General features: G+C 65.9%; 9 protein-coding genes. All 9 read right to left on the bottom strand.

Annotated elements, in window-relative coordinates; translation table 11 throughout:
- Positions 1-15: 15 nt before the first annotated feature.
- The 9 genes from CLG96_RS09110 to CLG96_RS09150 all read right to left on the bottom strand — a co-directional run bounded on the left by CLG96_RS09110 (position 16) and on the right by CLG96_RS09150 (position 14419).
- A complete protein-coding gene (locus CLG96_RS09110) occupies positions 16-2607 on the bottom strand; it encodes an EAL domain-containing protein (protein ID WP_165799611.1) in 2592 nt (863 codons plus the stop codon).
- Between the two features lie 85 nt (positions 2608-2692).
- Complete coding sequence (locus CLG96_RS09115; RefSeq protein ID WP_107967563.1) at positions 2693-3085, bottom strand: response regulator; 393 nt, start codon at positions 3083-3085, stop codon at positions 2693-2695.
- Positions 3086-3154: 69 nt separating this feature from the next.
- On the bottom strand, positions 3155-5686 hold the full coding sequence (locus tag CLG96_RS09120; protein WP_165799612.1) for an ATP-binding protein: 2532 nt from the start codon (positions 5684-5686) through the stop codon (positions 3155-3157).
- 73 nt (positions 5687-5759) lie between these two features.
- Positions 5760-8627: a S8 family peptidase gene (locus tag CLG96_RS09125; RefSeq protein ID WP_107967565.1), complete on the bottom strand. Its 2868-nt coding sequence runs from the start codon at positions 8625-8627 to the stop codon at positions 5760-5762.
- A gap of 134 nt (positions 8628-8761) precedes the next feature.
- Positions 8762-10303, bottom strand: coding sequence for a putative bifunctional diguanylate cyclase/phosphodiesterase (locus tag CLG96_RS19180; protein WP_243395714.1), 1542 nt, complete (start codon positions 10301-10303; stop codon positions 8762-8764).
- Positions 10304-10453: 150 nt separating this feature from the next.
- Positions 10454-11860 (bottom strand): amino acid permease, encoded by a 1407-nt coding sequence (locus CLG96_RS09135; protein WP_243395725.1) that lies wholly within the window; start codon positions 11858-11860, stop codon positions 10454-10456.
- Positions 11861-11961: 101 nt separating this feature from the next.
- Positions 11962-12969: a 5-oxoprolinase subunit C family protein gene (locus CLG96_RS09140; protein WP_107967567.1), complete on the bottom strand. Its 1008-nt coding sequence runs from the start codon at positions 12967-12969 to the stop codon at positions 11962-11964.
- Positions 12966-13658: a 5-oxoprolinase subunit B family protein gene (locus CLG96_RS09145; protein WP_107967568.1), complete on the bottom strand. Its 693-nt coding sequence runs from the start codon at positions 13656-13658 to the stop codon at positions 12966-12968. The genes CLG96_RS09140 and CLG96_RS09145 overlap by 4 nt, the downstream gene beginning before the upstream one ends.
- Positions 13658-14419 (bottom strand): LamB/YcsF family protein, encoded by a 762-nt coding sequence (locus tag CLG96_RS09150; protein ID WP_107967569.1) that lies wholly within the window; start codon positions 14417-14419, stop codon positions 13658-13660. Before CLG96_RS09150 ends, CLG96_RS09145 begins: the two co-directional genes overlap by 1 nt.
- Positions 14420-14553 lie beyond the last annotated feature (134 nt).

The raw sequence follows: 14553 nt of genomic DNA on the forward strand, positions 1-14553 counted from the left end.
AGGGGAGCTTCCGGATCAGGCCGAGGGGGTAGGCTCCTCCTCGGCGAGTGCGGCATCGCGGTCTTTCCTCTGGCAGGACGCGCTATGCTCCCGCAGGAAGCCGGCCAGCACGTCATAGGGCAGCGGCTTGCTGAAGAAATAGCCCTGGCCCATGTCGCAGCCGAGCTCTCGCAGATTCTCCGCCTGCCACCGCGTTTCGATGCCCTCGGCCACCGTCGTCATCCTGAAGCCTTTGCCCAGGCCGATGATCGCCCGGACGATGGCGGCGTCCTGCGCATTGTCCGAAAGCGCGCCGGTGAAGGAGCGATCGATCTTGATGACATCGATCGGGAACTGCTTGAGGTGCGACAGCGAGGCATAGCCCGTGCCGAAATCATCGAGCGCGAGCCTGATCCCGGCCGCGCTGAGCGCGCACAGCGCCCGCCCGACGCCGTCCGCGCCGCGGCCGAGGAACACCGTCTCGGTCACTTCGATTTCCAGCCGGTGCGGCGGGATGTCGAGCGCCGCGAGCCTTTGCAGTACGCGGTCCGGATAGTCCCCATTTTCGAGCTCGGCGGCGGTGGCGTTCAGCGCGACATGGCCGAAATCGATCCCACGATCGAGCATGCGCCGCATGTCGGCCGTTACCTGTTCGAGCATGCGGCTGCCGAGCGCCAAGGAGAGCTCATGATCCTCGAAGGCGCTGGCGATGAGGCCGGGCAGTTGCAGCCCCAGCCTGGGATGATACCAGCGCAGCAGCGCCTCCAGCCCCGCCACGCGGCCGGAGGCGAGATCGATCTTCGGCTGATAGAAGGGCCGGACCCGATCATCGTCCAGCGCGCGGCGTGCCTGCGACAGGATCGACGCGCGCCGCTGGAGCAGCACGCGCATGCCGCTTTCGAACAGGCAATATTTCTGGCGGCCGGTGGATTTCGCCTCATAGAGCGCGATGTCGGCACTTTTCAGCAGCTCGTCGGCATTGCGGCCATGTTCGGGATAGGTGGCGCCGCCGATGCTGGCATGGCAATGCCGCGCCTGGCCGCCATAGAGGAAGGGGCCGTCGCGATTGGCGGTCAGCAGCTCCATCACGCGGCAGAGATCATCGGTCGACCGGATATCGCGCAGCACGACCGCGAATTCGTCGCCGCCCAGCCGGGCGATCAGATCGGCCTCGGGAAGGTTGGCGCGCAGGCGATCGGCGAAGGCGCGCAGCAGCGCATCCCCCGCATCATGGCCGAGCTGATCATTGACCAGCTTGAAATGATCGATGTCGAGCAGCAGCAGACCGATCCGGGTTCCCCGCGACGCGGCCTGCGCGATCGCCTGTTCGAGCTGCTCCTGAAAGGCGGTGCGGTTGGGCAGCGAGGTCAGCCCGTCATGATGCGCCGTCCAGCGCACATTATTCTCGGCGATGCGACGATCATGAATATCCTCGATCGTGCCGTACCAGCGCACGATATCGCCCGCCTCGTCGCGCCGCGCGGCGGCACGGGAGCGGAACCAGCGATAGCTGCCATCATACAGGCGCAACCGATATTCATTGTCGAGCGGCCGGCCCGTCGCGACGCATTCGCCCCACGCCCGGTCCAGCCGTGGGCGGTCATCGGGATGGACCAGCGGCAGCGAATGGCGCCCGACCACGTCGGACAGCAGCGCGCCCGTCAGCGCCTGCCAGCGCGGGCCGATCTCGGTGACGACGCCTTCGGCATTGGCGGACCAGGGGATCTGCAGGCTGAGCTCGATCGTGTAGCGATAGCGCTCCTCGCTCTCGCGCAGCGACCGTTCGGCCTCGTTGCGGTCGGTAAGGTCCATCATCGCGCCGACCATGCGCGTGGCGCAGCCATTCTCGTCGACGATGACATAGCCGCAATCAAGGATTTCGGCATAGCTGCCGTCGCCCCTGCGGAAGCGATATTCGGCGGACCAGCGGCCGCTGTCTCCATGGCTGATCGCGGCGAATATGTCCTGGATGACGCGGGCTTCGTCGGCGGGATGGATATGTTCCTTCCACCAGTCGGCGGAGGTCACGCCGCCCTGCGTGGCATGGCCGAGCTGGGTTTCCAGCGCCTCGTTCCAGGTGATCCGATCCGAGACGAGATCCCAGTCCCAGATACAGTCGTTGGTCGCGCGCATGACGAGGCGGTAGCGCTCGTCGGCGATGAGCGCCGCCGGATCGCCGCCGCCCGCGCCGAGATCGACCATCGCGGTGATCGCGCCCGAAATCGCTCCGGCATCGTTGAACAGCGGCGTGGCGAAGGCGAGAAAGGGGATGCGCGTCCCATCGGGGCGTTCCGCCACGCACTGGACGCCTGCGGCGTTCTGCCCCGAAAGCAGCGCCTGGGCAGTGGGGCCGGCTTCGGCCGGCAGGACGGAGCCGTCGGGGCGCATCATCCGCGCCGCGCCGCACCAGCGGGTGCTGCCGGGCGCGGGGTGCTGTCCCCATAAGGCGGCGGCATGCTCATTATAGGAGGTGATCCAGCCGTCCGCGTCCGTCAGATAGGCTGGCATGGAAAGCGCAGTCATCAGCTCCACCATGGTGGAGCCATGCGGATCGATGGTGCGCGACGGCGTCGTTTCGATCCGCGGGCCGTGATCGACCCTCCTTTGCGAGGACCAGCTATCGTCCATCTTCGTCCCGTTCACATCCGCACGCGCAGATTTCCGATCCCGACCCCCGTCCTCGAAAAATTTCACCGACGGCCCCGGCATGCCATCATGACAATATGATTCCGCGATCCGATCGCTTCGCGATCATCCGGCCGATCGCGTCGAACAGCGCATTCATCGCCACGGGCTTCAGCAGCACCTCGTCCGCGCCCTGGGCGATGCAGTTGGCGCGCAGGTTGAGCGCCGTATCCGCCGTCACCACAATTACCGGAACCTTGCCCTTGTCATCCGTCCGTTCGCGGATCAGGCGGATCGCGGTCAGCCCGTCCATGCCGGGCATGCGCAGATCCATCAGGATGATGTCGAACGCGCCCTCGTCGATCATCCTGAGGCCGATCTCCGCGCTTTCCGCCTCCGCCATTTCGGCGCCTGCGACGCGCAGCATGTCCTTCACCACACGCCGGTTCATGGGATCATCTTCGACGAAGAGAATTTGCATGTGGCGCCTATGGACCCCCCGCCCGAATCGCAACAGGATCGTCTTAACAATCTCGTCGCATTTGCACAGCTATTCGGCGGCCGCTTGATGCGGCTCGGACACCGAAATTCGGGCCGTTTCGCGGCCGTTCCAGATGGACTGGAGCGCGGCGGCAAGCTCGCCCGCCGCGATCGGCTTCAGAAGGATCTGGTCCACGCCGGCCTGCAGCAGCGCGGCGCGCCGTTCCTCGCCCGGATCCTGGCACCACAGGCTGAGCCGCGCGCGCCCGGCCGCTTCCAGGATCGTCCGCACCGGGCCCGTCGGATCCTCCCCCTCGGCGGCGATCGAGCCTGTCTCCGCAAGGATATGGTCGAAATGGCCGGCGCCGAGGGCCGCGAGCGCTCCGCCGAGATCGGCGACCACCTCGATCGAGCGGACCTGCCCCGCCAGCACCGCGCGCAGCACGCTCTGGGTGAGGGGGTTCGCCTCGATCAGCAGCAGCGCGCATTCCGCCAGGCTCTCGGGTCGAGCGCTTTCCGTGGGCGTCATCGCCGCCGGCGCATCGGCCGTCAGGCTGCGGGTGAGCGGAAGGTCGAGCATGAAGATCGATCCCGTGCCGAGATTGCTCGAAACGCCGATGTCGCCGCCCATCGCCTGGGCCAGATTGCGGCAGATGGCGAGGCCGAGACCCGTGCCGCCGTGCCGCCGCGTCATGCCCCCGTCCACTTGGCGGAAGGATTCGAAAATCTCCTCCAACTGGTCCGCCGGAATGCCGCTGCCGCTGTCCGCGACGTCGAGCAGCAGCCGTTCGCCGCCGTCGCGCATCTCGCAGCGCACCGTCAGCGAGACGAATCCGGCATCGGTGAATTTCAGCGCGTTGGACATGAGGTTGAAGACGATCTGGCGCAGCCGCGTCTCATCCTCGACAATTCGTTCGGGGCAGTCCTCCAGGTCAATCCTAAGATCGACGCCCTTGGCGGCGGCCTGCCCCCGCCAGAGATGCGCCGCATCCTCCAGCACGCGCCGCAGGTCCATGTCGTCGCGATGAATGGTGAGATGGCCCGTCTCCATCTTCGCGACGTCGAGAATATCGTCGACGAGCGCGCGCATCGTTTCGCCCGCGCCATGGACCAGCTCGATCTTCTCGCGCAGGTCGGATGCGACCTGCCGGTCGGCCAATATCACCTGCGTCATGCCGAGAATGCCGTTCAGGGGGGTGCGGATCTCATGGCTGGTGGTCGCGAGAAATTCGGTCTTGGCCTTCAGCGCCTTTGCCAGCGCCTGGTTCGCCTCGCTGAGGCCGGCATTGGCGGCACGCACCTCGTTGCGGCTGCGCCTGATCCTGAAAAAGCCAAAGGACAGCAGCGAGAAGACGATCACGGCCGTCGTCAGAAACCCTGCCAAGACCGTCGCATGCAATCGTTCGCGCGACCGGGCGAGCAGGATGTCACGTTGAAGCTGGCCTGCCTTGAGCCGCGCGATCCGGAGGTCCTGATTGGCGAAATCGAAACGCGCGGCCATCAGCGCGGCGTTGGTGGACGCCGCAAGCGTGCGCGCTTCGTCGTCCAGCCGCTTATAGGCTTCGAGATGCGCGAGCGCGAGCTCATTCCGATCGAGCGCGGCATAGACATTATAGGCCGTCTCGTGAAAGTCGCGATAGGGCAGGCTGGTCCTGCCGATCTCGATGCCCTCAAATGCCCGATCCAGCAGCCGCGCCGCCTGTTCCATCTGCCCGCGCTTCGCCGCCGCCTGTGCAGCAACGCCCCAGAGGAACGGCTTCCATCCGGCGGCCGAGGGATTGCGATCCGCGATGCGGAAGCCGCGGGCGATATTGGCTTCAGCCGCGGCGAGCTTGCCGCCCAGAAGCTGCACTTGTGCGATGTTCGTCAGGATCCGTGCTTCGAGAAGGGGGCTGGCAAGCTCCGTCGCCGCGCGCAGCGCCAGCCGGGATTCGCTCTCCGCCTCGCCGAACCGACCCAGCTCCTTCAGGGCGAAGGCGCGGTTGTTGTGCACGGAGAGCGTCAGCGAGGGATCGCCGTCATAGATTTCAGACGACTGGGCGAAATATTTGAGGACGCGGGGATAATCGCCTGCGTCGGCATAGATGGAGCCGATATTCTGCAGCGCGATCGCCTGGCTGCGCGGATCATTGGCAGCGCGGAAGATGTCGTGCGCGCGCTGGAAATCCTGAAGCGCAGGCTGGATCCGCCCCAATACGGCGAAGAGCGCGCCGCGCGACATTGCAAGATCGCCATGCAGCTTCGATCCGGGATGGATGCTGGATATGGCGTGCAGCGCTTCTTCGAGGAGGGGCTCGGCCTTTTCGGGCTGATTGAGCCGGATCAAAGCCTCGCCACAAAGCCATTGCGCCGTCGCGATGGCGATGGTGCGTTCGCGTTCATAGGGAATGGTGCGCGCCGCCGTGAGCGCGTCGCGCGCGCCGCGCAACGCCGTCTCGGGGTCCGTCATCATCGCCTTCTTGGCGGAAGCGATCCGGCTGTCGAACTGTCGCCCCGGCGAGCTGGCCGTCTCCGGGGGGCTTGGATGCTGCGCGCGCACGGAAACGCCGCTGCCCATAAGCAGAGCAAGGACCAGACAGGTCATGACGGCGTGGCGCTTCACGCTAACTCCTCCTCCCCATCTCATACCGCCTGGGCGGCATGGAAGGCAAAGTCTAGGCTACGCCGTCAAACCGTCAGAAGCCGAAACGCAGCCGTCCTCCGACAATATAGTTCGCGCTCGCCTGCGTCGTGGCGCCGGGGCGCAGATGTGCCCGGCCGAACAGGCTCATCTCGCCGGTGCCGTTGAACATCGATCGGCCATAGAGGAATTCCGCGACATATTGCCGCTGGCCGGTGGCGATATCGACGCTGTTCGTCACCGGGCCGATCTCGCCCGTCTGGCGATCGATCACCTGCACGCTGGTATAATCGAGCTTGCCATGTTCGAGATACATGGGCTGCGACATGCTGAACCGCGCGCGGTCGCGGCCGTCGAAGATCTTCTCCTTGGTGAGCGCCACCTCATAGGAAGAGGAGATCAGCCCGCCATCGCCAACCGCGATATTCTGCTTGCCCGCATCATTCTGCTGCGTGCGGCCGATCGTGCCCGATCCGGACAGGCTGAGATCGCCGCTGAGCGCGATTTCCGCCCCGAAGGTGACGCCGTCGGTAGTGGAACCGTTCGCGAAATCGGTGGGATCGATCGACTGGACGCCGAGCAGCGAGTTGCTCTCGCGCAGCCGCGTGATGCTGCCGCTCAGCGTCACCCGGTCATTGGCGCGATAGCGGACCGAGACATGCTGCGCGCCCGCTTCATAGGGATCGACCCCGGCGAGCGTGAGCTGCTCCATGATCGGCCGGTTGTTGAGGTCGCGGATCAGCTTACGCTGCGTCGCGCCGGCCGAGACCGACCAGCGGCTGGAAAGCGCGAGATTGATATTGGCATAGCCGCCGCCCGACGCCATTCCGAGCAGCGGGTTCACGCCGCCGAACGCGCTGTCATAATCGGAGACGAGGCCGAAGCCCTCATGGCCGCCGAGCGCCACCGCGCCGTCGCCATAGCCGAAGCGGAACGCCGCCTTGTCGTCCGGCGCGCTCACTTCCAGCGAGGACTGGTAGGGCAGGTTGCTCTGCCGATAGCCGAGCATCGGCGTGCGCGGCGCGATCGACATGGTGATGTTGAAGCCATAGGGATTGCTGACCGGCGCGCTGTAGCTGGCGAAGCTGTTGAAGCCCTTCCGGCTGCCGGCGAAGCCCGTCTTCATCCAGTCGGTCATGCGGCTGTAGATATAGGTCTGGAACTGCTCGTAGCTGCCATTGGCCGAGAGCACAGACTGGCCGACCAGCTTGGACGAGAGCGGGATGGCGAAGTCGCGGAAGGTGCTGCCGATCCGCTCGAAGGCATAGAAATAGGTGCCGTTGACTTCCCACTTTTCCTGCACGCCGGCGGTGCGGATGCTGGTGGCGGACTGTTCCTTCAGCTGGCCATTTTCATATTGATACCAGCGCAGATTGTTGAAATTGAGCGGGGACTGGGACGCGGTCACGTCGAGCAGGCCGACGCCATAGACTTCGTCGACGCCCGGCGCGCCGAGATCGCGGGCCGATTTCAGGACGATGTCGACGCTTTCCTTCGGATGCCTGGCGAGCCACGGCCAGCGATCGTGCAGCAGTGCGATCGTGCCCGAGACGAGCGGTGCTGCGAAGGAGGTGCCGGAGGCGCGCGTGACGCCGCCCTTGTCGTCGGACACCAGGATGAACTCGCCGGGGGCCACGATGAAGCGATTCTTCAGCTCGTTGCCGGGCTTGCAGACGCCCTGGTCGAGCAGGCAGGCCGAACCCGGCTTGTTCGAGAAATAGGAAATCTCCTCGGTCGGATCGACCGAGCCCACCACGATCAGATTGGGATTGGTGGCGAAGTTCCAGTCGACATTCTGCGTCTGGCTGACGCCTTCGTTACCCGCAGCGATCACGAACACGCTGCTGCGGGCGGCCCGGGCGACTTCCGGATCGGAGAAGACGCGGTTCCAGTCCGGATGCAGCGTCCAATCCGGCACGCCCAGCGACATGTTGATGATGCTGGCGCCGTTCTGGCTGAGCGCCAGCACACCGTTGCGGACATCCTCCCAGCTCGCCGTGCCGCTGCTGTCGAACGGGTTGTAGGCAACGACCGAAGCCTTGGGCGCGATGCCCATCACGCCCTTGCCGTCATGCGCCGAGACGAGCAGGCTCGCGACCGCGGCGCCATGGCCGTTGCTGAAATCCGACACGCCATCATAGCGGGTGATGCTGCCCTGAAGGTCTTTGTCCTTCACGCTGAAATCGAGCAGGCCGATGACGCTGTCCTTGCCCTCGCCCTGGATCTGGGTGAGCGCGGGGTTCCAGTTGATGGTCGTCATCCAGTGATCGACATGGTCGACCCCGGAATATTGCATCAGCCCATCATACCAGTCGAGATAGAAGAGCGCGCGCTGGGCATCGTTGAACCCCTCCAGCGAGGCGGGATTATTGGGATCGATGCCATATTTGCTGAGCAGCGCGTCCGCGAAGCCTTCGTTGAAGGATTTGCCGGTCTTGGCCTGCACCGCGGCGCCCCAGAAGTCCGCCGATTTGCTGACGAGGCTGCCGATCTCGCCGGCGATCGCCGGCGTGTCGCCTTCCTGCGCGTCGAAGGGATGGAGCTCGTTCCAGAAGGCGCCGATCTCGCCCCAGCCGGGCGTGACGCCGTCCGCATTGGCACCATATGGATGGATCGTGCCCCAGAAAGGCTTGATCTCTTCCTCGCTGCCGAACGGGCGGATGATCCCGTAAAAGGGACGGATAATTCCGTAGAAAGGCCGGATTATGCCGTAGAACGGACGGATGATTCCGTAGAAGGGACGGATGATCCCGTAAAAGGGGCGGATGATCCCATAGCGCGGCTGCACGGGCTTGCTTGCGACGGTGCTGGTTGCGATCGTCGTGTCGCCCTCGGCCGACAAGGCGGGCGCTGCGGCAAGGGCCGTCGTGGCCATGGCACATATGGCGAGCGTGCGACGAAAATAGCGCTTGTCGAGCGGCATGGTTCGGTCCCCTGTTTCCGGTTTCCCCACCGGACCATTAGTCGAAATCTTCAAAGCGTTAAGCGGACAATGTTAAGAAACGATTAATAGTCGCTTTTCTTTCCGCGCCAAGCCAGATTGTTCTTTAAACGAAACTATTTCCAGAAGCTGCCCGGGCGCTTGAAGGTGGGGAGGCTGTGGGGATCGCTTCTGTGATGCTGCCGCGTCAGGAAAGTCTCGAGCTCGTTGATCGGCAGGGCGCGCGCGATCAGAAAGCCCTGGACGATATCACATCCCATCACGCGCAGCAGGGCGAGCGCCGCCGGCGTCTCGACGCCTTCGGCCGTCACCTCCATCTCCAGCGCATGGGCGAGCTCGATCGTCGAGCGCACCAGCAGCGGATCGCGATGGCTGCTCGTCAGCCCGGAGATGAACATCTTGTCGATCTTCAGCTCGTTCGCCGGTAGCGCCTTCAGATAAGCGAGCGAAGAAAGGCCCGAGCCATAATCGTCGATCGCGATCCAGATGCCGGCGTCGGCGAAGGCGCGAAGGTTGCGCAGCGCGCCATCGGGATCGTCGATCACCGCCGTCTCGGTCACCTCGAAGGCGATCCGCCCATGCGCCTTGCGCACTGTGGCGAGCGCCCAGTCGGCGAAGCTCTGCTCGGCGAGAAGGCGGCCCGAAATATTGATCGAGAAGGAAATTTCATGGCCTGCGTCGCGCAGGTGTGCCTGATCGCGCAGCGCCTGTTCCAGCACCCATTCGGTGAGCGCGCGGATCTGGCCGGTTTCCTCGGCAAGCGGGATGAACTGATCGGGCGGGATCACGCCGCGTTCGGAATGGCGCCAGCGCAGCAGCGCCTCCACCCCGTCGACATGATTGGTGCGCGCCCTGAGCTTGGGCTGGTAGCAGAGGAACATCTGATCCTGCGCCAGCGCGCCGCGCAGATCGCGCATCAGTGCCAGCCGATCCGAAAGATCGGCATGATCCTGCATGCTGAACAGGGTGAGCTTGGCGTGCAGGTCCTGCGCACGCGCGAGCGCGAGCTCGGCATGTTCGATCAGCGCGGCCTCGCTGGCGCCGCTCTCGTCCGATCCGGCGAAGCCGATGGTGACGGTGAGCTGGAGCATATGGCCGCCAAGGTCCAGCCGCTGTTCGAGCTTTCTCACGAGCCGCGTCAGCTCGGCTTCCGCGGCGCGGCAGTCGGCGGCGTCGAAGCCGAACTCGATCGTCGTCCGGCCAAGCCGGCCCAGCCGGGCGCCGGGCATATTCTGGCGGATGCGCTTGCCGAGCTCGCGCACCGCATCGCCGGCAAGAGCATAGCCGATCTTGTGGCGCAGATCGGCGAAACCGTCGATGCCGACGATGGCGACGAAGAGCTGCATCTCCGTCGCGCTCTCCGCGCCTATGAGCGACGTGCGGTTGAGCAGTCCTTCCATCAGGTCGGTCGAGCCGCGCCGGTTCTCACCGAAACGCTGGTCGGCCAGCGTCTGCGCCAGCAGGTTGAAGCTCGTCGCCGATTCGGAGCGATGGGGATTGAGGCGGATGGCCGTATCGCCCGCGACGAGCCGGTCGATCGCCTTCTGGAGCAGCGCCGCTTCCCTCTTTCGGGCGCTATGTGCATGGGCGGCCCATCCTGCGAACAGGCCGGTTGCGAGGCAGAGCGCGATCGCAAGGAAGAGAAGGGAAGGCAGCACGCCGTCAAGCTAGCATGTCTGGATAGAAACGTGCGTTAATTTGTGCCTGCCGGCGCTGGCACAACCGAGGGCTCGGAACCGGCCAAGCGGATCGATGGGACGCAATGCCGTCGCTCTGTCGCTGGAGCGGACATGAGAGGCGGGCCCGGTTCATATCCGGGCGAGCAGGCTGGAGCGGCGGCCATAGGCGAGATAGACGAACAGCCCGCCGATATTCCACGCCAGGAACCAGAGCTGCGTGCGACTCGGCAGGCTGAGGAAGAGATAGAGGCAGCCGCCGATCGCGATCGGGCCGACCAGCCAGGCGAGCGGAGTGCGGAATATCCGCCTCCGCCCCGGCTCGCGACGGCGCAGCACGAGCAGGCAGACCGAGACGGCAGTGAAGGCGGCGAGCGTGCCGGCATTGGCGAGCGCCGCGATCTCGTCGAGGCGCGCGATGCCGGCGAGCGCCGCCACCAGCGCCGCCGTGATCGCGGTGATGAGGACGGGCGTGCCCGTGCGCGGATTCACCGCGGCGAGGCTGCGCGGCAGCAGTCCGTCGCGTGCCATGACGAAGAAGATGCGGCTCTGGCCGTAGAGGAAGGCGAGCAGCACGGTGGGCAGCGCGACCACAGCTGCCGCGGCGATGACGGCCGCCGCCTTGCCCTGGCCTAGCTCGCGCAGCACCAGCGCCAGCGGCTCGGGGCTCTGCGCGAAAATTGTGTAGCTCAATGCGCCGATCGCGGCGGCGGCGACGATCATATAGATGGCGGTGCAGACGATCATCGATCCGACGATGCCGATGGCGAGATCGCGCTCGGGGCGCTTGGTCTCCTCCGCCGCCGTGGAAATGGCGTCAAAGCCGTAGAAGGCGAAGAAGATGATCGCGGCGGCTGCCATCACGCCGCGTTCCAGCCCGTTGTGCATCTGCTTGGCGAAGCCATAGGGCATGAACGGCTCGAATCGGGCGGCATCGAAATGGGGCAGCGCGATCGCGACGAAGACGATCAGCGCGATCACCTTCACGACGACGAGGATGGCGTTGAGCGTAGCGCTCTCCCGCGTGCCGAGCATCAGCAGGCCCGCCACCACGAAGATGATCGCCACCGCCGGAAGATTGACCAGCCCGCCCGCATGGGGCCCGACGGTGAGCGCCGTCGGCAGATCGAGCCCGAGCCCGGACAGGAAGCCCACCGCATAGCCTGACCAGCCGACCGCGACGGCGCTCACCACCAGCGAATATTCGAGGATCAAGCTCCAGCCCACGACCCAGGCGATGATCTCGCCCAGCACGGCATAGCTATAGGTATAGGCGCTGCCCGCCGCCGGCATCATCGTCGCCATCTCGGCATAAGCGAGCGCCGCGCAGGCGCAGACGATTCCGGCGAGCGCGAAGGAGAGGATCACCGCCGGCCCGGCGAGGTTCGCGCCCACGCCGATCAGCGTATAGATGCCCGTGCCGACGATCGCGCCGACGCCGAGCGCGATCAGATGCGGCCAGGAGAGAGTGGGGATGAGGCGATGATGCTCCTCATGCTGCGTCACCGCATCGAGCGACTTTCGCCGGTTCCACTCCAAGGCCACGCTTCCTCCCCCCATTAAGGTGTATGAGGTTCCTAGAACATTTCGGTGGGGTCGATCCATCCCGTTCTCGGCACGGCGCGCGGAAATCCGGAGGATCAGGGATGCAGCGCATCCACTACGCCGCCGACCAGATTGGTGCGGGCGAGCCGTTCGGACAGCGGCACGGGGCCCTTGGCGAGCATTTCGATGTGGCGGGTCAGCGCCGTATGCCGTTTTCGGGCGAGCGCCACTGCCGCATCGGCGTCGATCGCGTGGAAGGTTAGGGGATCGCCGGGGCGGAGCTGGGCGAAGCGATCCTGATCGGCGGAGATGAGCGTGGCGATCTTGGGATAGCCGCCGGTCGTCTGATGATCGGCGAGCAGCACGGTCGGATCGCCATGGCCGGCGACCTGCACCGCGCCGCGCGGCAGCGCCTCGGATGGCATGTCGAGCAGCGCGGCGACCGGCAGCGCGGGGCCCTTCAGCCGATAGCCCATCCGGTCGCAGGCGGGCGTGACCCGGAACGTTCCCGTCAGCAACGCCGCGATCGTCTCGGGGGAGAAGAAGCGATCCTGCGGCCCGAGGACGAGGCGCATCGCGCCCTGCTCCTCCGGAAAGGGAGCGATCGGGCCGAGGCGGTTCTCGCGCGGGGCGGCATCTTCTATCTCGATGCGCGCGCCTGCAACGATCATCCCGCCGCCAAGCCCCGAAGCGGCATGGGTGGCGCGGCTGCCGAGCCAGAGGGGCGCCGCCAGCGCGCCGGCAAGGGCGAGGCAGGCCCAGCTTCCCCATTCGCCTGCCCGGATCGTGAGACGCGCGCCGGGCGTGAGCATTGCCGCGCTCCAGCCATTGAGCGCCCGGCCGTCGATCGCCGCCGAAAAGCCCCCGCCCACGAGCGCGAATCCGACCGCGCCTTCGATGCAGCGAAGCACAAGGCCGCCGGGCGAGACCTCGATTGCTGCGCTGCCGGGCGGATTGCCGATCGCGGCATTGGCGATGGCGAAGGCGGCGCGGTCCATCGGGCCCGAGGCGGGCACGCCATAGCGCAGCAGGCCCCTGCGGCCGCCATTCTGCACAGTGGTGAGCGCGCCCGCCTGCTCGACGATCAGCACGGCGCGGCTCATGGCGCGAGCCTTTCATATTCCGCGCGGTCGATGCGGCGGAAGCGCACCCGATCGCCCACGTCAAACAGGAAGGGGCGTTCCGCCTGCGCGCGCAATATGGGGGTGGGCGATCGGCCGATGATCCACCAGCCGGTCGGCATGGTAAGCGTGGTGACGATGCATTGCGGCCCGGCGACGATCAGGCTGCCGGCGGGCACGTCGCGCACCGGCTCGGCCTTGCGGGGCAGGCGGATCGCCTCGGGCACGCCGCCGAGATAGGCATAGCCCGGCGCGAAGCCGTAGAGGAAGACGCGATAGTCGCCGGCGAGATGCGCCGCGATCGCCGTCTCGACCGACAGGCCGGCTCGTTCGGCAAGCGCAGGGAGATCGGGCGCGAATTCCCGATCGTAGCAGACCGCAAGCTCATGCAGGCGATGCGGCACATCGACCGTCCCGCAATGATCGAGCAGCCGCGCGACATGCGCCTCGACCGCGCTTGGTTCCGTCAGCAGCGGATCATAGCCGACAAGGATCGAGGCATAGGCCGGCACGGCTTCGGTGAAGCCGATGAAGGGATCGGCTTGCAGCGCCGCGTCGAAGGCGAGCAGCCGGTTATGGACCGCCTTATCTATGCGATCGCCAAATTCGACGAGCAGACCGCTATCGCCTACCGCGCGAAGGCGGGGGAAGCTGGGCCCAATGGTCGTCATCAGCCGATGAAGGGCGCGATTTCGACGCCGGCTGCCATGAGCGCGGTACGGACGCGGCGGGCCATGGCGACGGCATGGAAGCTGTCGCCATGGATGCAGATGGAATGGGCCTCCAGCCGCTTCTCGCCGCCGTCGACCGTCGGCATCAGCCCGGTTTCGAGGAAGCGCACCAGCCGGCCGGCGGCCTCGTCGGCATCATCGATCAGCGCGCCGGGCTGGCCGCGCGGCACGAGATTGCCCTCGGCCGTATAGCCGCGATCCGCGAATATCTCGGAATAGACGGCGATATTCTGCTCGCGGGCGAGCTGCTCCAGCATGGTTCCGGAGATTGCGAGAATGGCGAGCTTAGGATCGACCGCGCGCACGGCGCGGAGGATGGCGGCGGCGACATCGCGCTCGACCGTGGCGACATTGGCAAGCGCGCCATGCGGCTTCACATAGGCAATATGGGTTTCGGCGAGCGCGGCGATGCCCATCAGCGCAGCCACCTGCGCCGCGACGAAACGCTCAATCTCGCCCGTCGTGCAGGGCAGGCGGCGCCGGCCGAAGCCCATGCGATCGGGATAGCTTGGATGCGCGCCCACGACTACGCCGCGTTCGCGCGCCAGCGACAAGGTTTCGTACATGATTTCCGGATCGCCGGCATGGCCGCCGCAGGCGATGTTGGCGCTGGTGACGATAGCGAGCATCGCCGCATCGTCGCCCATCCGCCAGGGGCCATAGCCTTCGCCGAGATCGGCATTGAGATCGATCCGCCGCATCCGCCGGTCCCTTGCGACAACATTCTAGACCGGGCAGCATAGCGACGGGATCGCCGCGGGTGGAGCCCCTGGGCGTGCTTTGCGTGCGCTGGATGATCCAGGTGATTGCGTAAATTTCGCCACTTGCCAGATTC

Origin of the sequence: Sphingomonas oleivorans (assembly GCF_003050615.1) — a bacterium.
Taxonomy (GTDB): Bacteria; Pseudomonadota; Alphaproteobacteria; order Sphingomonadales; family Sphingomonadaceae; genus Sphingomonas_H; species Sphingomonas_H oleivorans.

What these genes read in the sequence shown, in the direction of transcription:
- CLG96_RS09110 (WP_165799611.1), bottom strand. Translation starts at nt 2,607, where the DNA reads ATGGACGATAGCTGGTCCTCGCAAAGGAGGGTCGATCACGGCCCGCGG.
- CLG96_RS09115 (WP_107967563.1), bottom strand. Translation starts at nt 3,085, where the DNA reads ATGCAAATTCTCTTCGTCGAAGATGATCCCATGAACCGGCGTGTGGTG.
- CLG96_RS09125 (WP_107967565.1), bottom strand. Translation starts at nt 8,627, where the DNA reads ATGCCGCTCGACAAGCGCTATTTTCGTCGCACGCTCGCCATATGTGCC.
- CLG96_RS09140 (WP_107967567.1), bottom strand. Translation starts at nt 12,969, where the DNA reads ATGAGCCGCGCCGTGCTGATCGTCGAGCAGGCGGGCGCGCTCACCACT.
- CLG96_RS09145 (WP_107967568.1), bottom strand. Translation starts at nt 13,658, where the DNA reads ATGACGACCATTGGGCCCAGCTTCCCCCGCCTTCGCGCGGTAGGCGAT.
- CLG96_RS09150 (WP_107967569.1), bottom strand. Translation starts at nt 14,419, where the DNA reads ATGCGGCGGATCGATCTCAATGCCGATCTCGGCGAAGGCTATGGCCCC.